The sequence below is a fragment of the Gluconacetobacter tumulisoli genome, from assembly GCF_014174155.1.
Lineage (GTDB): Bacteria > Pseudomonadota > Alphaproteobacteria > Acetobacterales > Acetobacteraceae > Gluconacetobacter > Gluconacetobacter tumulisoli.
In genome coordinates this window covers 1-23,379 of record NZ_JABEQM010000021.1, presented here as the reverse complement: position 1 = coordinate 23,379, position 23,379 = coordinate 1, and the positions used below count along the sequence as shown (strand labels likewise).

The 23,379-nt window shown below is 68.9% G+C and carries 17 protein-coding genes; 4 read left to right on the top strand and 13 right to left on the bottom strand.

Going from position 1 to position 23,379, the window contains the following annotated elements; genetic code table 11:
* Positions 1–12: 12 nt before the first annotated feature.
* Positions 13–1,530, top strand: coding sequence for an efflux transporter outer membrane subunit (locus tag HLH28_RS16880; protein WP_182961387.1), 1,518 nt, complete (start codon positions 13–15; stop codon positions 1,528–1,530).
* Positions 1,531–1,655: 125 nt separating this feature from the next.
* Here the strand turns inward: HLH28_RS16880 and HLH28_RS16875 are convergent, their stop codons facing one another.
* From HLH28_RS16875 to hpnA, 10 genes are all read right to left on the bottom strand, one after another.
* Positions 1,656–4,025, bottom strand: coding sequence for a phosphoketolase family protein (locus HLH28_RS16875; protein WP_182961439.1), 2,370 nt, complete (start codon positions 4,023–4,025; stop codon positions 1,656–1,658).
* Between the two features lie 50 nt (positions 4,026–4,075).
* A complete protein-coding gene (locus HLH28_RS16870) occupies positions 4,076–5,308 on the bottom strand; it encodes an acetate/propionate family kinase (protein WP_182961386.1) in 1,233 nt (410 codons plus the stop codon).
* 129 nt (positions 5,309–5,437) lie between these two features.
* Positions 5,438–7,963 carry a glycosyltransferase family 2 protein gene (locus tag HLH28_RS16865; RefSeq protein WP_182961385.1) on the bottom strand — a complete coding sequence of 842 codons (2,526 nt, stop codon included), beginning with the start codon at positions 7,961–7,963 and terminating at the stop codon, positions 5,438–5,440.
* Positions 7,964–8,155: 192 nt separating this feature from the next.
* Positions 8,156–8,857: a phosphorylase family protein gene (locus HLH28_RS16860; RefSeq protein ID WP_246396332.1), complete on the bottom strand. Its 702-nt coding sequence runs from the start codon at positions 8,855–8,857 to the stop codon at positions 8,156–8,158.
* Between the two features lie 20 nt (positions 8,858–8,877).
* A complete protein-coding gene (gene shc, locus HLH28_RS16855) occupies positions 8,878–10,803 on the bottom strand; it encodes a squalene--hopene cyclase (protein ID WP_246396335.1) in 1,926 nt (641 codons plus the stop codon).
* Between the two features lie 136 nt (positions 10,804–10,939).
* Complete coding sequence (gene hpnE / locus HLH28_RS16850) at positions 10,940–12,253, bottom strand: hydroxysqualene dehydroxylase HpnE (RefSeq protein ID WP_182961381.1); 1,314 nt, start codon at positions 12,251–12,253, stop codon at positions 10,940–10,942.
* Between the two features lie 4 nt (positions 12,254–12,257).
* On the bottom strand, positions 12,258–13,142 hold the full coding sequence (gene hpnD / locus HLH28_RS16845; RefSeq protein WP_182961379.1) for a presqualene diphosphate synthase HpnD: 885 nt from the start codon (positions 13,140–13,142) through the stop codon (positions 12,258–12,260).
* Positions 13,143–13,191: 49 nt separating this feature from the next.
* Positions 13,192–14,115 (bottom strand): squalene synthase HpnC, encoded by a 924-nt coding sequence (gene hpnC, locus HLH28_RS16840; RefSeq protein ID WP_246396330.1) that lies wholly within the window; start codon positions 14,113–14,115, stop codon positions 13,192–13,194.
* Between the two features lie 35 nt (positions 14,116–14,150).
* On the bottom strand, positions 14,151–15,326 hold the full coding sequence (locus HLH28_RS16835; RefSeq protein ID WP_182961377.1) for a glycosyltransferase: 1,176 nt from the start codon (positions 15,324–15,326) through the stop codon (positions 14,151–14,153).
* A 12-nt stretch (positions 15,327–15,338) separates the two neighbouring features.
* Positions 15,339–16,334 carry a hopanoid-associated sugar epimerase gene (gene hpnA / locus HLH28_RS16830; RefSeq protein ID WP_182961375.1) on the bottom strand — a complete coding sequence of 332 codons (996 nt, stop codon included), beginning with the start codon at positions 16,332–16,334 and terminating at the stop codon, positions 15,339–15,341.
* A gap of 191 nt (positions 16,335–16,525) precedes the next feature.
* On the opposite strand from hpnA, the gene HLH28_RS16825 reads away from it, so the two are divergent.
* Positions 16,526–17,584, top strand: a complete 1,059-nt coding sequence (locus HLH28_RS16825; RefSeq protein WP_182961373.1) for a lysylphosphatidylglycerol synthase domain-containing protein — start codon at positions 16,526–16,528, stop codon at positions 17,582–17,584.
* A 12-nt stretch (positions 17,585–17,596) separates the two neighbouring features.
* Positions 17,597–18,532 (top strand): prephenate dehydrogenase/arogenate dehydrogenase family protein, encoded by a 936-nt coding sequence (locus HLH28_RS16820; protein WP_182961372.1) that lies wholly within the window; start codon positions 17,597–17,599, stop codon positions 18,530–18,532.
* Positions 18,533–18,657: 125 nt separating this feature from the next.
* Here the strand turns inward: HLH28_RS16820 and HLH28_RS16815 are convergent, their stop codons facing one another.
* The 3 genes from HLH28_RS16815 to HLH28_RS16805 form a co-directional block, all read right to left on the bottom strand.
* Positions 18,658–20,304 carry an NAD-dependent malic enzyme gene (locus HLH28_RS16815; protein ID WP_182961371.1) on the bottom strand — a complete coding sequence of 549 codons (1,647 nt, stop codon included), beginning with the start codon at positions 20,302–20,304 and terminating at the stop codon, positions 18,658–18,660.
* 73 nt (positions 20,305–20,377) lie between these two features.
* Positions 20,378–21,043: a histidine phosphatase family protein gene (locus HLH28_RS16810; RefSeq protein WP_182961370.1), complete on the bottom strand. Its 666-nt coding sequence runs from the start codon at positions 21,041–21,043 to the stop codon at positions 20,378–20,380.
* Between the two features lie 12 nt (positions 21,044–21,055).
* Entirely contained in the window at positions 21,056–23,146 is a 2,091-nt protein-coding gene (locus tag HLH28_RS16805) for a hypothetical protein (protein ID WP_182961369.1), read from the bottom strand.
* A 122-nt stretch (positions 23,147–23,268) separates the two neighbouring features.
* Here HLH28_RS16805 and HLH28_RS18185 point away from each other — a divergent pair.
* A partial coding sequence (locus tag HLH28_RS18185; RefSeq protein ID WP_182961913.1) for an NAD-dependent epimerase/dehydratase family protein occupies positions 23,269–23,379 on the top strand: 111 nt, incomplete at its 3' end.

Sequence of the window (23,379 nt, the reverse complement as noted above, 5' to 3'; positions counted from 1 at the left end):
CCCGGCATCCCCATGACCATGAAGACAATGCCCAGAAGGGCCGGCCTGTTCCTGACCTCCGCCCTGTTCCTGGCGGGGTGCACGGTCGGGCCGCGCTACCAGCCGGACCGGATGAAGCTGCCCCCGGCCTTCGCCGAGGACGAGCATCCGGCCACCCCGGACGAGATCGCACGCACCAACGCCGAAATGAAGGATTGGTGGCATCGTTTCAATGATGCGGAACTGGACAAGCTGGTCGATCGCGCGATCGCGGGCAATTACGACCTGCAGATCGCCGGCCAGCGGATCCTGGCCGAACGCGCGCTGCGCGACGTCCAGGCGTCGGCCTGGTATCCACAGGTGGATGCGAACACCACCAACGGCGACAGCCGCTATTCGCTGAACATCGACAACTGGCCGCTGCGCCCGGGCAATCCGGCCAACCGGCCCGGCGCGTCCTACCTGTCGTACGGCGTCAGCGCCAGCTGGCAGATCGACGTCTTCGGCCGCATCCGCCGCAGCGTCGAAGCCCAGGAACATGCCGTCGAACAGACGATCGAGGACCGGCGCGCCGTCCTGATGACGATGCTGTCCTCACTGGTCAGCGACTATATGGTCCTGCGCGACACGCAGTTGCGGCTGGATATCTCCAACCGCAACATCCGTGTGGCCCAGGACGCCTATGACCTGACCAACCGGCTGTACCTCGAAGGCATCGGCAACACCCTGCAGATCGCCCAGGCCAAGGCCGAGCTGGATTCCCAGATGGCGGCCCGCGAACCTCTGCGCACCCATATCGCGCAGATCACCCACGCCATCGACGTGCTGATGGGCCAGGTGCCCGGCACGACCGAGGCCGAGCTGAAGGTGGCCCAGCCCCTGCCCAAGGTGCCGGACTTCCCGGCGACCCTGCCCTCCATCGTACTGGCCAACCGGCCCGACATCCGCCGCGCCGAACGCGCCTATGCCGAGGCCACGGCCCGCGTCGGCGTCGCGGTCGCGCAGATGTATCCGAATTTCAGCATTCCGCTGAACTTCAACCCCAACGCGTCGGCCATGTACCAGGTGTTCGAGGCCGGCGCGCTGAGCTGGCAGTTCTTCATGCTGGCGTCGCTGCCGCTGATGCACGGCGGCAAGCTGACCGGCCAGATCCGCGCCGCCCAGGCAGCGGCCGAGGCCAGTCGCCTGACCTATCGGCAGACGGTCCTGCAATCGTTCCGCGAGGTCGAGGACGCGATGGCCGCGTGGCACGACGACGTGGAGCACACCGAGCTGCTGCACCGCGCGGCCGAGGACAGCACGCTGGCCAGCGACCGGGCGCGCAGGCTTTACAGCGCGGGACTGGTAGGCTTCCTGGACGTGCTGACCACGGAACGCATGGCCCTGGCCGCCGAGAACGCCGAGGCGGTGGCCCGGCTGGAACGGCTGCAGGACGCCATCGACCTGTACACCGCCATGGGCGCCGGCTGGCAGGGCGTCGCGGCCACCGCCACCGCCCTGCCGGTGTCGCTGGAAACGCAGAACGTCCTGGCCCGCGCCCTGAAGCAGTAGGGCCGGCAAGGACTGCCGAGCAGGGTTTTCGGGCTTTGCCCGAACCTACCAGAGTCTGAGGCCCTGGACCCCGATTCAGGCCAGGCGGGGCGCGAAAGTGCGCCCCGCCCCCCCTGTCGTCCCCGTCAGGACCAGCGCCATTCCTCGATTTCCGGCATGTCCCGCCCATGTTCGGCGATATAGCGCGTGTGATCGACCAGCTTGTCGCGGATCGCCTGCTTGGCATAGGCCGCGCGCGTGGCCAGGCCCGGCACGCGATCGATGACGTTCGACACCAGGTGGAAGCGGTCCAGATGGTTGCGCACCACCATGTCGAACGGCGTCGTCGTCGATCCTTCCTCGCGGAAGCCATGAACGTGGAAATTCCGGGCATTGGTCCGCCGGTAGATCAGCTTGTGGATCAGCTGCGGATAGCCGTGGAATGCGAAGATCACCGGCGTCTCCAGCGTGAACAGCGCATCGAACGTGGAATCGGGCAGGCCGTGCGGATGCTGGCTGGCGGATTCAAGCGTCATCAGGTCGACCACATTGATGACGCGGATCTTCAGATCCGGCACATGCTCATGCAGCAGCTTGACGGCGGCCAGGGTTTCGATGGTCGGCACGTCGCCGGCGCAGGCCATCACCACGTCGGGCGTGCCGTCCTTGTCGTTGCTGGCCCATTCCCAGATGCCGATGCCGGAACTGCAATGGCGGACGGCCGCATCCATGTCCAGCCACTGGGGCTCGGGCTGCTTGCCGGCGACGATGACGTTGATGCGGTCCCAGCTTTGCAGGCAATGCGCCGCCGTGCACAGCAGGGTATTGGCATCGGGCGGCAGGTAGACGCGGACGATATCGGCCTTCTTGTTGATCACATGGTCGATGAAGCCCGGATCCTGGTGGCTGAACCCGTTATGGTCCTGCCGCCAGACATGCGACGTCAGCAGGTAGTTCAGCGACGCGATCGACCGCCGCCACGGCACCTCGCGCGACGTCTTCAGCCATTTCGCATGCTGGTTGACCATCGAATCGACGATGTGGATGAACGCCTCGTAGCAGGACATGAAACCATGGCGCCCGGTCAGCAGGTAGCCTTCCAGCCAGCCCTGGCAGGTATGCTCGCTCAGGATTTCCATGACATGCCCGTCGCGGGACAGGTGATCGTCATAGTCCAGCGTCTCGGCATTCCAGGCGCGGTTGGTGGCGTCCAGCACCGCGTTCAGCCGGTTCGAATTGTTCTCGTCCGGGGCCAGGACGCGGAAATTGCGCGACGGCAGGTTTTCCTTCATCACGTCGCGCAGCCACGTTCCCAGAATGCGCGTGCCCTCGGCCGTATCATGGCCGGGCGAGGCCACCTGCACGGCGTATCCCCCGATGTCCGGCAGCTTCAGCGGACGTTTCAGCTGCCCGCCATTGGCATGGGGATTGGCGCTCATCCGCCGGTCGCCCACGGGCGCCAGCGCCGCGATGTCGGGAAACAGGCGGCCGCTTTCGTCGAACAGCTCCTCGGGCCGGTAGCCGCGCAGCCAGCTTTCCAGCGCCTGCAGATGTCCCGGCTTGGTCAGGTCCGAGAACGGCACCTGATGCGACCGCCAATAGCCCTCGGTCCGCAGGCCGTCGATCTCCTTGGGGCCGGTCCAGCCCTTGGGGCTGCGCAGGACGATCATCGGCCAGACCGGACGGGTGGTGTCCCCCCCTTCGCGCGCCGCCTTCTGGATCGCGGCGATCCGGTCGAACGCCATGTCCATGGCGGCGGCCATCTTCTGGTGCATCGGGTCGGGATCGTGGCCTTCGACGAAGATCGGGTCGTAGCCATATCCCCGCAGCAGCGCCGTCAGCTCGGCGGGCGGAATGCGGGCCAGGACCGTAGGGTTCGCGATCTTGTAGCCGTTGAGGTGCAGGATCGGCAGCACCGCGCCGTCGGTCTGGGGGTCGAGGAATTTGTTGCCGTGCCACGAGGTCGCCAACGGCCCGGTCTCGGCCTCGCCATCGCCGATGACGCAGGCGACGATCAGGTCGGGATTGTCGAACGCGGCGCCATAGGCGTGCGACAGCGAATAGCCCAGTTCCCCACCTTCGTGGATCGAGCCGGGCGTCGTCGCGGCGGCATGGCTGGGAATCCCGCCCGGAAAGGAAAACTGCTTCAGCAACCGGCCAAGCCCGGCCTCATCCTGCGAAACGGCGGGGAAATATTCGCTGTATGTCCCTTCCAGATAGGTGCTGGCCACGATCCCCGGCGCGCCGTGGCCCGGGCCCGCGATGAACAGCACATTCGCGTCGCGCGCGCGAATGATGCGGTTGAGGTGCAGATAAAGGAAATTCAGCCCCGGCGTGGTGCCCCAATGGCCCAGCAGGCGCGGCTTGGTATGTTCCAGCCGCAGCGGTTCGCGCAGCAGCGGATTGGCCATCAGGTAGATCTGCCCCACGGACAGGTAATTGGCGGCATGCCACCACCGGTTGAACAGCCCGATCTCGGTCGCGGACAGCGGGGTCGCCGTCGGCGTCCCGCACATCGTCGTCTCACTCATCTTCGGTCCTTTCGAAACGGTCGCGCAGGGCACAGTCAGCCCCCCGCCAGGCAATCCGCGACATGGCGGCGGATCATGCTTTCCTCATCGGTCGGGATCACGCGGACCTCCACCGCGCTGTCCGGCGTGCTGATCACCGCAGCGTGGGCCGCGTTGGCGCTCTCGTCCAGCCGGATACCCAGCCAGGACAGGCGCGCGCAGGCCGTCGCGCGCACCGCGGCATCATGCTCGCCGATGCCGGCTGTGAAAACCAGCCCGTCCAGTCCGTCCAATACTGCCGCCATGGCGCCCACCTGCTGCACCAGGCGGTAGGCGAACAGATCCAGCGCCTCCCGCGCCTGGGCGTCGCCCCGCGCGCGCTCCTGCAGGTCGCGCATGTCGCTGGAGGCATCGGACACGCCCAGCAGGCCCGAATGCCGGTACAGCACATCCTCGATCCCGGCGGCGTCCAGCCCCTCGGCACGTAGCATGTACAGGATGACGCCAGGGTCGATCTGGCCGCAGCGCGTGCCCATCACCAGCCCGTCCAGCACCGAGAAGCCCATCGTGGTCTCGACGCTGCGTCCGCCGTGCAACGCGCACAGGCTGGCCCCGTTGCCCAGATGCGCCACCACCGTCCGCCCCGCCGCCAGGCGCGGCGCCAGGTCCGGCAGGCACGACGCGATATATTCATAGGACAGGCCGTGGAACCCGTAGCGCCGCACCCCCCGCTGCCCGTAGGCGCGCGGCAGCGCCAGGCGTGTCGCCACCGCCGGCATGGTGTGATGGAAGGCGGTGTCGAAACACGCCACCTGCGCCAGGTCGGGACGCAGCGTCGCCAGGGCGCGGATCGGGCCCAGGCTGGCGGGCTGGTGCAGCGGCGCGAACGGGGTCAGCGCCTCCAGCCGGGTCACGATATCCGGGGTGATCCGTACGGGCTGGATGAAATCGGGCCCGCCATGCACCACCCGGTGCCCCACCCCCGCCAGCGGTACGTCCCCCAGATGGGACGTCACCCAGTCGATCAGGCTGCCGACCGGTCCGTGATGGGCGTCCGTGCCGTCGGCTGAATCGGCGGCGGCCGGATCGGGGGCCGGCCAGGTCCGTTCGACCAGGACATGCCCGTCGGCGTCCACGGCACGAAAATGCGGATGGGTGGTGATGCCTTCCAGTTCGCCCGAGGCGATCCGCCGTGCGGTTCCACCCCCCTGCCCCGCGTCATCCTGGTGGAACAGGGCGAACTTGACGCTGGACGAACCGGCATTGAGCGCGAGTACCGCCGTCGCCATGACATGTCCCCTTCCATCCCCGATCTGCCGACCAGTCTAACAGGCCGGGGGATGGAAGGACATTGACCCGTGTCAAACCCAGCCCTGCGACCGGGCGCCGCATCGGCCGGCGGCAGCGGGCCGACCGGGTCAGGCGGCAGGCGCCGCCGGGTCGACCAGATCGAAGAACGGCTGCAGATCGACCGTGAAATGGCGGGAATAGGCCGGATCGTTGCGAAAGATCGGCCTGTCGCCCCATTTTTCCTGCATGTACTGCGTTTCCTCGAAAAAGCGGGCCTCGGTCTCCGGCCGGTTGTCGCTGCCGCGTGACAAACTTTCGTGATGATAGGCGACGAATTCGTTGCACTGGATGATGCGATAGCCGGCCTCCCGCACGCGCAGGCACAGGTCGACGTCATTATAGGCGACGGTCAGGTTCTGTTCGTCGAAACCGCCGACGGCGCGGAACAGGCTGGCGCGGATCAGCATTCCCGCCGCTGTCACGGCCGAGACCTCGTGCGACAGTTGCGCCCGCCCGATGAAGCCGTACTCGTTGCCGTCCAGCCCGCGATGCACATGCGCCGCGACACCCGCCGGCCCGACCACGACGCCGACATGCTGCACCGTGTCGTTGGGATACAGCAGCTTGCCCCCGACGATGCCGATGTCGTCGCAGGACGTCGCCTCGTTCACGATCGTCTTCAACCAGCCGGCATCCCGGACGAAGACGTCGTTGTTCATGAAGAAATAGAAATCGGCGGTGCTTTCCTGCGTCGCCAGATTGTTCAGGCGGGAATAATTGAACCCCTCCTCGATCGTCAGGACGCGGATCCGGGGGTTCTTCGCCATTTCGGCGCAGAACAGCTCGGCCTCGCGCGTCAGGGACCAGTTATTGACCAGGATGATGTCGTATTTGCGATAATCGGTCGTCGCCAGCACCGTCTCGACGCACAGGCGGGTGATGTCGATCTGGTCCTTGAACGGAATGATGATGGTCACCGACGGCTGGGCGCGCGGCGCCTTCCAGTCCACGCGGTACAAGGTCAGCCCCCGCAGCGACGACACGCTGGCCTTCTTGCCGATCCGCTTGAGGTGATCGCCCACGCAGCGGACGCCGGCATCGATGGCATAGGTCTTGTTCCCGATCGCGACCGCCGTGGAATTCGGCGTCTTGCGCCAGTGATAGAGGATTTCCGGCACGTGATGGATCTGCGCGTGCGGCACCGCCTCGGTCAGGCGCAGGACCAGGTCATGATCCTGCGCGCCGTCGTAATCCGACCGGATCTCACCCACCGTGCGCATCACGGCGGCATCGACCATCATCAGGTGGCAGATATAGTTGCAGCCCAGCAGATAGCGGTAATTGAAATCGGGCTTCAGGTTCGGCTCCAGGAAATAGCCGGCCTGGTCGATCTTGTCCTCGTCCGAATACAGGACCTTCGCGCCGGTCCGGCGCGCATCCGACATCATGACCTCCAGCGCCACGTCGACCAGCAGGTCGTCATGGTCGAAGAAGACGATCCACTCCCCCCGCGCCGCCTTCAGGCCCGCGTTGGTCGCGCCGGCAATCCCGAGATTCTTCTTCAGCGGCACCGAACGGATCCGGGAATCGGCCCGGCAATATTCGTCGATCCGCGCCGCCACCGGAATGGATTTCACCCCGTCATCGACGATGATCAGTTCCCAGTTCTGGTAAGTCTGCGCGATCACCGACTCCACCGCCGCGGTGAAATCGCTCATTTCCGGCTTGTAGGTCGGGCAGATCACGCTGATCAGCGGTTCGGCGGGCGCATGCGCCGCGGTCGCGCGCCGTTCGGCGACACGCGCGCGCAGGCAGTCGTAATACCGGCGCGCCCAGCGATCGTAATCGCCCAGATTGTAGCCCGGGCTTGGAACCAGATCGACCACCTGCCGCCGCAGCGACGTGATTTCCCCATGCAGGCGCGCGATGGTTGCCGACAGGTCGAGCAACCGCCCTTCCAGCTGGTCGGTGACGATCGACGTCTCGACCGGGCTGCCGCCCAGTTCGACATTGTCGGGCATGACGAAGAACCGGAACCGGACCGGACCGAACCGGCGGCGGGAATTCGGCACCACCAGTTCGAACCCGCAATTGGCCTCCCCCCCGATCGCCGCCGTCACGTCGCCGCGATAGCGATCGGCCCGCACCTGCGCGATCGGGGCGTCGTCCATCGTCACCAGGATATGGCAATGGCCGCCGACCTCGCCGGTCAGGGTGTCGATCCGCTGGATCCATCCCCGCAGCGCGCCGGATTTCAGCCCGTCCACGAACGACCGGTATTCGTATTTCGAACGGATCCGGAATTCGCATTTATCGCTCAGCCGGGACGAATCTTCCGGGTCCAGCGTCGGCACCACCGACCGGTCGGGAAAGCGCAGCGACAGGCTGTGCGGGCGATCGTCGATGAACTGGTCGGGAATGGGAAAGGCGAAGCCCAGGTCGGTCGCGGACGTGCCCAGGACCTGCTGCACGTCCGGACGGGGCTGGCCGCAGCGTATCGTCCCGACTTCCTGCTCGTCGATCAGGACATGAAGTTCCGTGACTTCATCGGGCGCGTTGGCGTCGAACGCCCAACCTACCGCCAGCCTACCCGTAACGCCATCGAAATGACCCTGAAAATTCGTCAACTGACGAAGCGGAACCGGACTGGACATGCACCCTCGTTTCAGACAGGCAAGGCCACCACGGAACGAAACCTCCGTCATGCCGCCCCGCCGAACAAACCCGACAGGCCACAGCACAGACGTGAAACATTGAGATTAAATTAAGGCGACTGTCCGAAACGCCTCTATGTTGCGACAGCAGGGGAATCGGGCGTGCGGCATCCCCCGGTCCCGGGAACAGGCTTACGGATTTCCGGACAGCCGGCCCCGCAGAAACGCGATCGCCCGCGACCGGGCCTGTCCCGCATCGCGGCCCAGCGCCACCAGGGCCGGGATCTGCGACGGGCGCCGCAGGACGCTGGCCAGGATGCGGCCGATGCCGATGCCGCCGTCCGGTCCCAGCGCCAGCACCGCCGCCGGCGGCAGGCTGCGGCTGGCCGGGTCACAGACCACGCGCAGCACCGCGAACGGCACCCCCGCCCGGACGCAGGCATCGGCGACGATGCCGCTTTCCATGTCCAGGCCCGCGCAACCCGTACGGCGGAAACAGGCCCCCTTGCGTCCGGCGGTCACCACCACGTCGTCGCTGTGCAGCAGGTCCGTCGACACGATATCGGGCCGGCCGTCGCCCAGCCAGGCCAGCCAGCCCGGATCGGCGGCCAAGCGCCGCCCGTCGGGCAGCACAACATGGCGCGGCACCAGCACCGCACCGGGGCGCAGGGCCGGGTCCAGGCCGGCCGCCAGCCCGAAGGACAGGATCGCGTCCACCCCCGATTGCAGCAGGGTCGCCACCGCAGCCTCGGCCCCCGCGCGGGTGGCGCCGCTGACGCCGATCGCGGCGTCGGGGGCGAACGCGCGGATCAGCCTGGCCTCGGCCTCCATCCCCACGACGATGCCCGGCCGCGCGGCCGGCATTCCACCCCGCGCCGACGCGTCATGCGCCATTCCCGATCCGTCCGGCGCCATCAGAAGCCGAACGCGACGTGGCGGCTGTTGCTGGAGGCCAGGTTGCGATAGCGCGACAGCGCCATCAGCGGGAAGAACTGGCGATAGCCGTGATAGCGCAGATAGAAGACCTTGGGGAAACCCACCGCGTTGTACGGTTCCTCGTCCCACTCGCCATCCTCGTTCTGCATCCGCGTCAGGAAGGCCATGCCACGCGCCACCGCCGGATCGCCATGCAGGCCGGCCGCCATCAGGCCCAGCACCGCCCAAGCGGTCTGCGACGGCAGGCTCTCGTGGTAGATGCCGGGGGTCGCGCCTTCATACGACGCGCAATCCTCGCCCCAGCCGCCGTCCTCGCGCTGGACCGCGCGCAGCCATTCGACCGCCCGGACCATCGAGGGGTCGTCATGCGCCACCCCCGCAGCGTTGTATGCGCACAGGACCGACCACGTGCCGTAGATATAGTTGGTGCCCCAGCGCCCGAACCAGCAGCCTTCCTTTTCCTGGTCCGACCGCAGGTAGTCGATCCCGCGCTCGATCACCGGCCGGTCCTCGGGATGGCCGAGCTGCGCGAGGAACGAGATGCAGCGCGCGGTCACGTCCGCCGTCGGCGGGTCCAGCAGCGCGCCGTGGTCGGCGAAGGGAATATGATTGAGGAATTCGAGGTTGTTGTCGATATCGAACGCGCCCCAGCCGCCGTTGCTGCTCTGCATCCCGATGATCCACTGGCGGGCGCGCTCGATCGCCTCGTCATTCGCGGGATCACCCTCGCGGTGCAGCAGCATGCCGACCACCGCCGTGTCGTCGACGTCGGGGTAATAATCGTTGCGGTACTGGAAGGCCCATCCGCCCGGCTCCACGTCCGGGCAGTTGATGGCCCAGTCGCCCTTGACGTCCAGGATCTGCCGGTCGCGCAGCCAGGCGGCGGCGGCGGCCAGCTTCTGCCGCGTTTCCTCGGGCCGGACGCCGTCGGGGCCGGAGGCGGCCTCGATCATCGCATGGCCGGCCAGGCCGGTATCCCAGATCGGCGACACGCAGGGCTGGCAATAGGTCTCCTCGCCGTTCTCGACCAGCAGGTTGCGCACCGCTTCCCACGCCGTGGCGGCGCGCGGGTCGCTGTCGGGCACGCCCAGCGCGCGATACATCATCACCGTGTTGGCCATCGCGGGATAGATCGCGCCCAGCCCATCCACGCCGTTCAGCCGGGGTTCGATGAAATCGACGGCCGCCTTGATCGCGCGGCGGCGGGTGGTCTCGGGGATCAGGCGTTCCGCCGGACGCACCACCTTGTCCACATATCTGAACACGCGACCCAGGGGCGAGCGGTACGGCCCGCGGATCCAGTCCCGGATGCGGGACGGGGGCGTGACGAACAATTCCTGGACATGCACGCCGCGCGGGTTGATCGCGCGCGGACGCAGGGCCGCCAGCACCAGCAGCGGGGCGATCACCGTCCGCGACCAGTACGACATGTTCCACATGGAAAAGAACGCCTTGCGCGGCAGCAGCACCAGCTCCACCGGCATCGCCGGCGTGGCATGCCACGGCACCTCGCCATACAGCGCCAGCTGGAAGCGGGTGAAGACGTTGCTGCGCTCCGCCCCGCCATGGTCCAGGATCGCGGCGCGCGCGCGGGCCATGTGCGGCGCGTCGACGTCGTCGCCGATGGCCTTGAGCGCGAAATACGCCTTTACCGACGCCGAGATATCGAACTTGCCGCCATAATAGAGCGGCCAGCCGCCGTGGTCCCCCTGGATCCGGCGCAGATAGACGCCGATGCGCGCCTCCAGCGCCGGGTCGATCCGGTCCAGGTAATGTTCCAGCAGGACATATTCCGCCGGAATGGTGGCATCGGCCTCCAGCTCGAACACCCAGTGCCCGTCGTCGTTCTGCCGTCGGCCCAGCGCCGCATGGGCGCGGTCGGCGGCGCGGTCGACGTCCGCCATCGGCACGATCGGGTCCCGTACGGCGGGGCGGGAGGAGTCGAGGGTATCGGTCGCGTTCGGCATCATTCCACGTTCCCCGCCATCCGGCGCGGGCCTGTCCAAAATTCCTGTCTGCGGGTGGTCCGCGCGCCGCGCGTCACCCCGTCGCCCGGGCGGATCGTCCGCGCGCGCGCAGGACGCGTATCGCGGCCGCCCCGGATCTCATTGCACCTTCGATTGTCGCGGGCAACCCCGTGGCCGTCCAGTCCCCCGCCAGCAGCAGGTTGTCCAATGTCGTTTCGGTTCCGGGACGGAGACGTTCCTGCGCGGGGGTCGCGGCAAAGGTCGCGCGTTTCTCGCGCACCACGCGCACCGGCGGCATCGCGACCGGCAACGGCCGGGCCAGCGCCGGATCCAGGGCGGTGCGGACCTCGTCCCATACCGTCGCGGCCAGCGCATCAGGGTCGCGGTCGCCATAGCGGTTGGCGGCGCTGACCGTGACCGACAGCACGTCGCCCTTGACGAATACCCATTCGCTGATGCCCCCGACGACGCCGATGAAGCGCGCCTGTGCCAGCGCCCCCAGCGCCACAGGCGGATCAGGCATGCGGAAATGGACGTTCAGGATGCTTTCGAACGCGTCCGGCGCGGTGAAGCCCGGCACCTTCCCGGCCAGCAGGCCCGCCGCCACCGGCGCCGGCACCGCCAGGATCACCGTGTCGTCCCGCCCCACGGACACCGACCGGTCCGGCAGGCGCAGGCCGGTCACCCGGCCGCCCGCGACCTCGATGGCGGAGATACGGCAGCCGGTTTCGACCTCCGCCTTCAGGATCGACAGATGCGCCAGCGCCGGATCGACGAAGCTTTCGGACAGTCCCACCTCCGGAAAGCAGGGGATGCAGGCGCGGCCGCCCTTGGCCAGGCTTTCGCGGATCACCGCCCCCAGCAGGGCGGCGCTGCCGGTGTCGCACGGCGTATTCAGCGCGGACACCGCAAACGGCGCCAGCAGGCGGGTGGCCAGCATGCCGGGCGCCAGGCAGTCGGCCACCGTGTCGTCCGGGCCGGCGCGGGTCAGGCGCGTCAGGCCGCGGATTTCCGACAGGCGCATCCCCGGCACGCGCCGGCGCTTCGACAGCAGCCAGAGCGGCACCCTTCCCCGCGACAGGTCCAGCGTCCAGCGCGACCGATCCCCCAGGTCGACGAAGGGAAAGATCGGCCGGCCGGGGCCGGTCAGGCTGCGTTCCGCCCCGATCAGGCCCAGATAGCGGAACACCGCGTCGTTTGCCGACAGCAGCAGGTGATTGCCGTTGTCGATCCGGCAGCCCAGATGCCGGTCCTCGTACGACCGGGCGCGGCCGCCGCAGGCCGGTCCGGCCTCGTAGACCGAGATCCGCACCCCGCTGCCGGCCAGTTCGACCGCCGCCGACAGGCCTGCCAGCCCGCCGCCGACGATATGGACATGTCCCGTCATCCGGTCAGCCCACCAGCGCGCGCGCCGCGATCAGCAGTTTGCGCGGCCGCGACAGCGATACCCGCCGTTCCGGCGTGCGCCAGCCCTGCTTTTCCTGCGCCGTCAGGATGGCGGCATAGGTCGCCCCCATCAGGCGCGCCGGCCGCATGGCGCGCCGGTCGCACCGGCCCATCGCCCGGTAGGCGGCCCGGAAATGATCGCGCGCCCGTCCGGCCAGCACCCGGCCCACGCCGTCCAGCCGGCGTGCGCGCACCACGCGGGCCGGATCGGCCGGCACGTCGAAACGCGCCAGCAGTTCCCGCGGCAGGTACAGCCGCCCGCGCGCCGCGTCCTCGGCGATGTCGCGCAGGATGTTGGTGATCTGCAACGCGCGGCCCAGATGGTAGGCCACGCGGTCGGCGTCTTCCGAACCGTCGCCGAACACCCGCACCGACAACCGTCCGACGGCCGAGGCCACGCGATCGCAATACAGGTCGAACGTCGCCTCGTCCGGGGCGACGATCGGACCGGCGGCATCCATCATCATGCCGTCGATCACCGCGTCGAAATCCGCCTGCCGCAGGTCGAACCGGCGGATCACCACCCCCAGGACGCGATCCAGCGCATCCCCGGCCCGGCCCGCATACAGGCCGGCGATCCGCGCATGCCAGGCCCGCAGGCGGGCGCACCGGTCGTCGGCATCGCCTTCCTCGTCATCCGCCACGTCGTCCACCAGGCGGCAGAACGCATAGACGGCGTACATCCCGTATCGCCGGTCCGGCGGCAGGATCCGCATGCCCTTGCCGAACGACGTGCCCGACGCGGCGACCACGCCCTCGACCTCCGCCAGGTCGGCGGGATCACACCCCAGAGGCGCCGTGTCCGTCGTTCGCCCGCGTGCAAATCCCATTCCCGCCTTCCCGTTCACGTCCTGCGTTCCATCTGAAAAATCCGCGCCATCATGCCAGCACCCGCAGCGCGCCGAACCCGGCCCGCGCCACGTCCATCTTCGACAGCTTCACCCGTCCGGCCACCGGATCCTCGCGCCGCAGGCGTTCGGCCAGACGATGGGCCAGACCGACGATCACCGCGCTTTCCAGCCGCATGCGCCGGTCGCGCACCAGCCCGGGCAGGCGCGCGGCCTCGCGGTTCAGGATGTCCACCTGGTCCAGCAGGGCGTCGATCACCCGACGCAGGCCGGGGGACGCGCGGCTGGCGCCCAGATCGTCCAGCGACGCCCCTTCACGCGCCAGCCAGGGCAACGGCAGGTAACAGCGATCCAGCACGCGCAGGTCGTCCGCACAATCCTGAAGATGGTTCAGCACCTGCAACGACGTGCACAGCGCATCCGACGGGCCGAACGTCGCCGCGTCCTCGCCATGCAGGCACAGCAGGAAACGACCGACCGGATTGGCGGAATAACGGCAGTATTCCACCAGTTCGTCCCAGGACTGGTACCGCCCCTTCACCGCGTCCTGGCGGAACGCCACGATCAGGTCGGTGGCCGTCGCCGCCGGCACCCCGGTCGCGGCCAGCGACCGCCCGACCCGCACCGCCGTCTGCGCATCGCGGCGCGGCGGCGCCTGGCGGCGGCCCAGCACCACGTCCTCCATCGCGTCCAGGCGCGCGATCTTGGCGTCGGCATCCAGCCGGTCGGTATCGACGATATCGTCGATCACCCGGGCGAAATCGTAATACGCATGCACGTGCGGGCGCAGCCGGCGGCTGATCAGCAGCGACCCCACGGGGAAATTCTCGTCCGACGCGCCCTTGCCGGACGACACGTCTTCCGTCCCCCACACGGCGTCCGGCGCCGGGTCCCCGCCGTTGCTCTGGCTGGTGCTGTGGCTGGCGTTCACTTCATGTCCTGTCATCGTCGTCATGCCGGGCGGACACTATCGCGTGCCGTGGCCTCTGCCTACCGCCTGCCAGGGACGCTGTCGCCGGCCCCGGTCGGTTCGGTGTAGGCACGGTTCTTCCACACCACGCCGCGTCCGCGGTGATGGTCGACGGCCGAGCCGATGGTGGCCGCGGTATAGAACACCGCCACCAGCGGCAGCAGCAGCGCCCAGGCCGGCGACAGGCGGGACCGGCGCAAGGTCGGCACGAACGACGCCATCGACACGCCCCAGGCCAGCGCCCCCAGCAGGCGCGGCACCCCATGGCCGAACAGGGCGAACAGCATCGGCGCGATCCAGACCAGCGCCATGCCCAGCACCGTTCCCGCCAGCAGGGCCGGCGAATAGCGCAGTTGCACATAGGCGGTGCGCGCCACCATGCGCCAGATATCGCGCGGATGCGGATAGGGGCGGATCGAGCGGGCCAGCCGGCTGTGGCCCAGGTACAGGCCGCCGCCGCTGCGCTTGACGCGGGCGGCCAGGGTGCAATCGTCGATCAGGGCGCCGCGCAGCGACTCGATCCCGCCGATACGGGCCAACGCGCTGCGCCGGATCAGGATCGACCCGCCGGCAGCGCCGGCCACCCGGCTGCGCGGATCATTGACCCGTGCAAAGGGATACAGCAGCGCGAAGAAGAAGACGAAGGCCGGGACCAGCATGTGTTCGGCGGCACTCTGGCAGTTCAGTTCCACCATTTCGGATACCTGGTCCAGGCCGTCGGCCTGCGCCTTGGCCACCAGGGTGGAGAGGTGGGCCGGATCGTGCCGGATGTCCGCGTCGGTCAGGAACACATATCCCGCCTCGTCCGGCACCTGCCGCCGGGCCTCGGCCACGCCCTGCGCCACCGCCCAGAGCTTGCCGCTCCAGGCCGGCGGGCGCGCCTGCCCCGTGATCACCGTCAGGCGGTCCAGCGGGTCGGGCACCGCGCGGGCGATGTCGCCGGTGCCGTCCGTGCTGTTGTCATCCACCAGGATCAGGCGGAGCGACCCGGGATAATCCTGACCCACCAGCGAGGCCACGCAGGCCCCAACAGATTCCGCCTCGTCCCGCGCGGGCACGACGATGCAGACGTCGGGGCAGGTCCCGTCCGGCCGGGCCGGGGAAAGGATCGGGCCGGCCTGCCAGAACCGGCCATGGAAGAAGACGAGGACGACCCAGATCAGGACCGACAGAAGCGACAGGACCAGCCAGAGCATTCGATCGCGCCTTTACCCCAGCATGCCGCTCTGGCGGAACCAGTCGATGGCGTCGGACACCGCCGCGCGCGCCGGACGGGGGGCATAGCCCAGGTCACGCTCGGCCTTGGCCGAGGAAAAGAACATCTTCTTGTGCGACATGGCCAGCATCTCGCGCGTGACGCGGGGCGCGATCCCGAAGCCGCGCGACAGCCATTCCGAAACGACCGCCACCGGCCAGATCACCGATTGCGGCAGGCTGATGCGCGGCGGCCGCACGCCGGCGATGTCCGCCGTCATGGCGAACAGGTCGCGCAGCAGGTAGTTCTGGCCGCCCAGGATGTATTTCTCGCCCACGCGGCCGCGTTCCAGCGCCAGCGCGTGCCCCTCGGCCACGTCGTCGACATGGACGATATTGACGCCGGTATCGACATAGGCGGGCATCTTCCCGGCGGCGCAATCCAGGATCATCTGCCCGGTCGGCGTCGGCTTGATGTCGCGCGGCCCCACGGGGGTCGAGGGATTGACCACCACCGCCGGCAGGCCGCGTTCGCGCACCAGGCGCAGGACCTCCTGCTCCGCGCGGTATTTGGACCGCTTGTAGATCCCGATCACCGCGTGTTCGTGCACCGGCGTGGTCTCGTCCGACACGCTGCCGTCGCCGATCAGTCCCAGCGCCGCGACGGACGAGCAATAGACGATCCGTTCCACCCCCGCGTCCTGCGCCGCGATCATCAGCTGCCGCGTGCCCTCGACATTCGCCATCATCATCGGCGCCGGATCGGGCACCCACAGCCGGTAGTCGGCGGCGACATGGAAGACGTAGCGACAGCCCTTCACCGCCGCGGCGAAGCCCGCCGGCGCGGACAGGTCGCCCTCGACCAGCTCCGCCGGCAGGTCGCGGATATTCGTCAGGTCCGCCCCCTTGCGCGCCATCAGGCGCAGCGAATGTCCGCGTTCGAGAAGGTTGCGGGCGACGGCCGAACCAACAAAGCCGGTCGCACCGGTAACAAGCGTGGGGGCGGTCATGATGCGGCCGGGTGCTCCGATAACGTCATAAGGCGCGCCCGCGAGAAAACGCGGGGCGGCGGGGGTTCCATTTATCCCGACACCTCATGGTGGCGCCAGACCCTCCTCTGGTGTAAGTCAGGCGCAACCCATGCGCCGGAACGCCCCGCCGAGGACGCTCCATGGTGCGGCAGACGAAGTGCGATCCATCCTTGAAAAAGCTCACTATCCTGCTGGCCTTCCTGGGATTGGCCCTGATCACCGGGTGTACCGCGTGGCTCGGCGCGGGGTCGGTCGTGAAGGCCGTCCTGTCCATCGGATTGGTCGGATTCGGCGCGACCGTGCTGGCCCAGCTTGCGGTCGACGCAATTCTGGGTCTTGCCTGGCACGCGGCTTGCCGCGAGATCGGGCTGGGGCACCTGACGGGATCGCGCATGGTACGCGACGCGGCGGCGACCTGCCTGCCGTTCTCGCAGCTGGGCGGCATCCTGATCGGCATCCGCGCGACCTGTTCGGGCCTGGCGCGGCGGCAGACCGGCCGCCCCGTCGAATGGCCCGAGGCCGCCAGCGCCAACATCGTCGACCTGACGACCGAGGTGCTGGGCCAGATCGTCTTCGTCCTGGTGGCCGTGGTCTTCCTGGTCGCGCACCAGCAATCCAGCCCGTTCGCCAAGCCGGTCATCATCGGCACCGTCCTGCTGGCCCTGGGCATCGGCGGCTTCATCTGGACGCAGCGGCATGGCGGCACGATCCTCAAGCGCGTCGCGCGGGGGCTGAGCCGCAACATTGCCTCGCAATGGCACAGCGCAATGCTGAGCAGCGCCGACACGATGCAGCAGCGCCTGGACGAGGTCTGGTCCCATCCCGGCCGTATCGCCGAGGCCGCGCTGCTGCACGTGATCGCCTGGATCGGCAGCGCGGGCACGGTCTGGGTCGCCTATTATTTCCTGGGCGCGCATCTGAGCTTCGCCGGCGCCATCGCCATCGAGGGCGTGGCCTGCGGCATCATGTCGGCGTCGTTCCTGGTCCCCGCCGGACTGGGCGTGCAGGAAGCGGCCTACATAGCGCTGGGATCAGCCTTCGGGATCGACCCGTCGCTGTCGCTGGGCCTGTCGCTGCTGCGGCGGGGCCGGGACCTGGTGATCGGCGTGCCCGTCCTGCTGCTATGGCAGGCGTCGGAAATGCGCGTCCTGCGCCAGCGCGAACGCGCCATTCCCCCGGCGCGCGACCAGAAGCCCGCGGCCTATGCCGCGTCGGAACGCTCGCGCTGAACAGGCCCCATCATGACCGCGTCCCCCACGACCGCTTCCCTGACCGTTTCCCCGGCGGATTCCTCCGCGCCGCTGTTCCGCAGGCTGGCGATCGTCGGCCCCGGCCTGATCGGGTCGTCCATCCTGCGCCGCGCGCGGCGGGACGGCACGATCGCGGCCGAACTGGTGGCCTGCGACATCGACCCCGACGTGTGCCGCCGGGTCGCGGAACTGGACCTGGCCGATGAGGTGGAGCAGGACCCGATGCGCGCCGTCGCCGACGCCGATTGCGTGATCCTGTGCGTCCCCGTCGGCGCGGTGGCCGAGGTCGGGACCCGGATCCTGCCGGCCATGAAGCCCGGCGCCATCCTCAGCGAGGTCGGGTCGACCAAGGTGTCGATCCTGACCGCCATCACGCCGGCGCTGCGCGCCGACGTGCCGTTCGTGCCGACGCACCCGATGGCGGGGACCGAGCATTCCGGCCCCGATGCCGGGTTCGCCACCCTGTTCGACGACCGCTGGTGCCTGCTGACCCCGCTGCCGGACACGCCCCCGGCGGCGACGGACCTGATCGAGCAAATGTGGCACCGCATGGGTGCGCGCACGCGCGTCATGGACCCGGCCCACCACGACCGGGTCTGCGCGATCGTCAGCCACCTGCCGCATCTGCTGGCCTTCACCATCTGCGGCACCGCCGACGACCTGGCGGACGAAACCCGGTCGGAAGTGCTGGATTTCGCAGCCTCGGGCTTCCGCGATTTCACCCGCATCGCGGCGTCCGACCCGGTGATGTGGCGGGACATCTTCCTGAACAACCGCGAGGCGCTGCTGGAAATGCTGGCCCGCTTCACCGAGGACGCGCAGGCCATGGCCCGCGCCATCCGCTGGGGCGACGAGGCGTTCATCGTCGACCGGATCGAACGCGGACGGCGCATCCGCCGCAGCCTGATCGAAAACCGCCAGGCCTGATCGGGCGTTGCCCGAACTCACCAGGGCCTGGGGCCCAGGACCCCGATCAGGGATAAACAAATGGGATGCAAGGGCCGAGGCCCTTGCCGGGTGCGGGCGGAGCCCGGCCTTTCCGTCCGCCGACCTCAGTCCGCCAGTCCGGGTTCCGGATCGTAGACCGGGCTGTAGGTCATGCCCTCGATCCACGAGCGGATATCGGCAGGGCGGTCCACCTGCGCCATGTCGGACGCGAAGATATATTCGGCCAGGCGGCAGGCCGAGGTGATCTGGACCTCCAGGATCTGGCTTTGCGGCGGATAGAGCATGCCGCGCGCCTGCGCCGTCACGTCGACCTGGTCGGCCAGGGCATGCGCCGCCTCGATGATCAGGGCGTCGGTGATCAGGCGCGGCCTGGTCGCATAGGTCGCCAGCCCCAGGCCGGGGAAGATATAGAAATTATTGGCCTGCCCGGGACGGAAGACCGCCTCGCCGCGCGTAACCTGGGGGAACTGCACCCCGGCCGCGTACAGCGCCCGCCCGTCCGACCATGCATAGGCCTGTTCGGCCGTGCATTCGGAATGGGGAATCGACAGCGGGAAGATCACCGGCCGCACGTTGATCTCGGCCATCAGCGACACGACTTCGCGCGTGAAGGCCCCGCCAGCGGTGGATACCCCGATCAGCACGCTGGGGCGCACCCGGCGGACGGTGGCGGGCAGGTCGCGCGTGGGCTCGGCCACGTGGGCATAGCGGCGCTGCTCGTCGCTCAGGTCGGTGCGCGAGGGTTCGATCAGGCCCCGGACGTCCATCATGGTGATCCGCGCCCGGGCCTCGGCCTGCGACAGGCCCTCGGCCTGCATCGCCTTCACCAGCAGGTCGGACGTGCCCAGCGCCGACGAGCCCGCGCCGTAGAACAGGAAGGTCTGGTCCGACAGTTTCTCGTCCTTGATCCGCAGGGCGGTGATCAGGCCGGCCAGGGTCACCGACGCAGTGCCCTGGATGTCGTCGTTGTAGCACAGCACGCGGTCGCGGTACTGTTCCAGGTAGCGGATGGCGTCCGTGCCCTTCCAGTCCTCGAAATGGATGCAGCAGGCGGGAAAGACCTCCTGCACGGCGGCGACGAATTCGGCGACGAACGCATCCAGTTCCGCCTGCGGCGGCGGCTCGCGCCGCAGGCCGAGATAGAGCGGATCGGCGCGTAGGGCCGCGTTGGTGGTGCCGATATCCAGCTGGATGGGCAGGGTCGTCTGCGGCGGCACCGCGGCGCAGGCGGTATAAAGCTGCAGCTTGCCGATGGGAATGCCCATGCCGTTGGCGCCGATGTCGCCCAGCCCCAGGATGCGCCCGCCGGTGGTGACGCAGATGAACCGCACGTCGGACACCGGCCAGTTGCGCAGGATCTCGGCGATGCGCCCCTTCATCTCCAGGCTGATATACATGCCCCGGGGGCGGCGGTAGATGTGGCTGAAGGCCTTGCAGGCCTCGCCCAGGGTGGGGGCGTAGACGATCGGCACGAAGCGCGCCGGATCGGACATCAGCACCTTGTAGAATAGGGTCTCGTTCCGGTCGACCAGCGCGGACAGGTAGATATAGCGTTCCAGATCCGTCGGCTTGGCGTCCAGATGGCGCTGGACCCGTTCCGCCTGCCGCTCCAACGTCTCGATCTGCGGGGGCAGCAGGCCCTCCAGCCCGTAGGCGCGCCGTTCCTCGCGTGTGAATGCGGTGCCCCGGTTGAACGCGGGGTCGTTCAGCAGCGCCGTGCCCCGCAGGGTCTGTCGGGCAGGTCTGTTCATCTTGTTCGTTCTCCCAAAAACTGGATGGCCTGTTGAGCGGCCTCTTTGAATGGTCCCGGGCGGGTGTCCGGCGTCAGACCCCCGGAAGCTCGTTGACGGTGACGATGCGCCAGGCCTCGGGGAAGCGCTCCACGATCGTCAGCGACAGGTTCTGGATCGAGAAATGCAGCGCCGTATCCGCATGCACGCGCAGGGCATGCGCCAGCGCCGCCCGGATCGCGCCGCCATGGCTGACGACGACCATGTCCTGCCCGGCATGCCGGCGCGCCAGGCGATCCAGCGTCTCGCCGACGCGGGCGCAGACGTTCAGCATGCTTTCCCCGCCGGGCGGACATTCGCTGGCGGACACCGACCAGAACAGATGCGGCGGCAGCGTCAGGCAATCGGGCAGTTCGTGATGGCGCAGCCCGTGCCATTCGCCCATCGATTGCTCGGTGAAGCCGGGCTCGACCGTCCAGTCCACCGGACCATATCCGGCCTCCTGAATCGCCTGGGCCGTCCGGTGCGTCCGCCCCAGCGGGGACGTGAACCACAGGGCCTCGCGCGGGAGGCGGGCCGCCAGCGCCTCGTACATCGGGCGCTGGGCGATCAGGCTGTCGGGGCACAGCGGCACGTCCAGCGCGCCATAGAGCCGCATGCGGGCGTTTTCCTCGACCAGCGCGTGGCGGATCATCCAGAAGCGGGTGACCCCGGGCTGGAGCTTGGGGGTATCGAGGAAATGGCCGTGAGTCTGGGTCATGCGCGGATCCGGTCAGCAGCGGGGCAATGGTGCGTCGCCATCCATAACCGGATGCGGGGCGTAGGTCTGTACCGGGTCGGCCCGCGCAATGGCGGGCCAGTGCCGAAGGATCAGCCCGATCTTGGCCACGACCCGCAGCGCATCGCCGATTTCCCGATCCATGCGCCTGTCGGGAACCAGCCCGTCATGCGACGGCTCGCCCGACACCAGGCGCGCCCCCGCCGACAGGCGCAGCGCCCCCGCCAGGCCGTCGGGCCGCCCGTCATGCGGCAGCGGAACCGGCTGGCCGACATGGCACAGCAGGCTGGCCAGGGCGCGGTCCGCATCCGGCGGGACCAGCCGCGACAGATCGGTGTTCAGCCAGCGATAGAGGGCGCGCGCATCCTCCAGCGACAGGGGCACGAACGAAGCGCCGGCCCCCGCCGGATCGCGCACGAAGAAGGACAGGATGGTCGGCCGGTCGTCCCAGGCATCGGCCAGGGGCGGCCGCGCCGGCGACGGCGCCGGCAGGCGCGCGAGGTCGGGGCTGGCGTCGATCGCCCGTTCGACCGCCGTCAGGAAACGGTTCAGCCGGTCGCGCACCACCGCGCGGGGGATGGCCCGCAGGGCTGTCATTTCCGCCAGCGCCGCGGACCAGCGCAGGGCCAGGCCGATATTCTCGCCCGCGGGCAGCACCCGCCCGGCGGGACAGTCAGGCCATGCCCCGCGATGGCTGTACTGCGCCAGACCCGCCGGCAGGCGCCCATGCCCCAGCCGCGCCGCCATCCGGGCAGGCAGCAGCAACGCGCCGCAGAAGGGTGGTCCGGTGAAGAATTTGGACCCGGTGACCATCACCATCCAGCCGCGATCCAGATAATCGCGCACCCGGCAGGGATCCAGCCGGGCCTGGCAGGCGTCGACCACGATGTCCGGCGGGTTGTCCCCCGCCGTCAGGCCGTCCAGCACCGCCGTCCCCGGCGCCAGCAGCCCGGTCTTCGACAGGTCCAGCCGGTGCAACAGGACATGCCGGCCGGCGGCGCGTGCGTGCCGTGCCAGCAGCACGCAGTCGCGATCGACATCGCCGGCCGGGCGCAGCGCGCCGTCGGAGCCGCGCAGGGGTACCGACAGCAGCATCGTATCCGCCGGGAAGCCGTCGATCAGCCGGCCCTTCTCCACCTGCGCACCCAGCGCCGTGTCGTTGGCGAAATGGCAACCTTTTGCCGCTAACGGTACGCCACTCCCGGTTTCCTCGGGGGCCAGAAGGATATTGCTGACCGGATGTCCACCAGGTGCCAGCGCAGCGAGGACCAGAGCGTCCAGTTCGCAATCCGTTCCGGACGGGGCCAGCACCACGCCCTCGTCATCGGCAAGATGGAAATGCGCGGCGATCTGCGCGTGCAGGTCACGCACCAGCTCCGTGCGCCCGGCATCGCCCCGTCCGGCGACGCATTCCGTCACCAGCCGCAGGCGCGCGGCCTCGGCCCCCGCGAAGCCGCGTTCCGACAGGGACGAAGCCGTCGAGGACGCGAAGGTGACCGCCCACGGGCGCGGCCGGTGGGAACATCCGTAATGATTGAGCCCGGTCGCCGGGTCGATGGCCAGGCGCCCATCCCCCCCTTCGGCCATCAGGGCCTCGGCCGGGCCCAGCAGGGGCCACAGGTCCGTCAGCCGCACCCGCAGGGCGGCGAAGCCGTCGGCCGGTACGCCGGCCGACGGCTGCAACGGGGCGAGCATCGCCCACACCGCCCCGAGGCACGCGGCGGAGGGCGGAACATCGCCGGCCATGTCGGCGCACCATGCCGCCTGCCCGCCGGCGCCTTCATCCACGACGTCGAGGGTCCGGAACAGGGCGGCGGTCCGGGCGGCGCACATCCCCGCCAGGACCGGGTCCACCGACGCGATTTCCAGCAGCCGGGCCAGTTCCAGCGCGTGGCGCAGGAAGAACGACGCGACGCCGGGCGGCGCCAGGCACGGTGCTCCCAAAACGACCCCGCCGTCGGCGTCGACCCGGAACGGCGTCTCCAGCGCCGAATCCAGGGCGATATGCCGCGCACCCGCGATCACGCGCAGGTCGGGGCGTTCGAGGACGGAGATCAGATCCTGGGTCAGCTGTTCGGCGAGCACATGAAAATCCCTGTTGCCGTCATCACTATGCGCGCACGCGGCAGGGTCATCAATTCCGCACCCTGCGCCTTCGCCATGCGGACGCGCGGGGCATCGCGGATCTTTCGAAACCGGGGACTTCCATGCGGATTCTAGTGACGGGCGGTTGCGGGTTCATTGGTTCGGCGGTTGTGCGCCGTCTGATCGGGTTTACGGGGCACGAGGTGGTCAATGTGGACTGCCTGACCTACGCG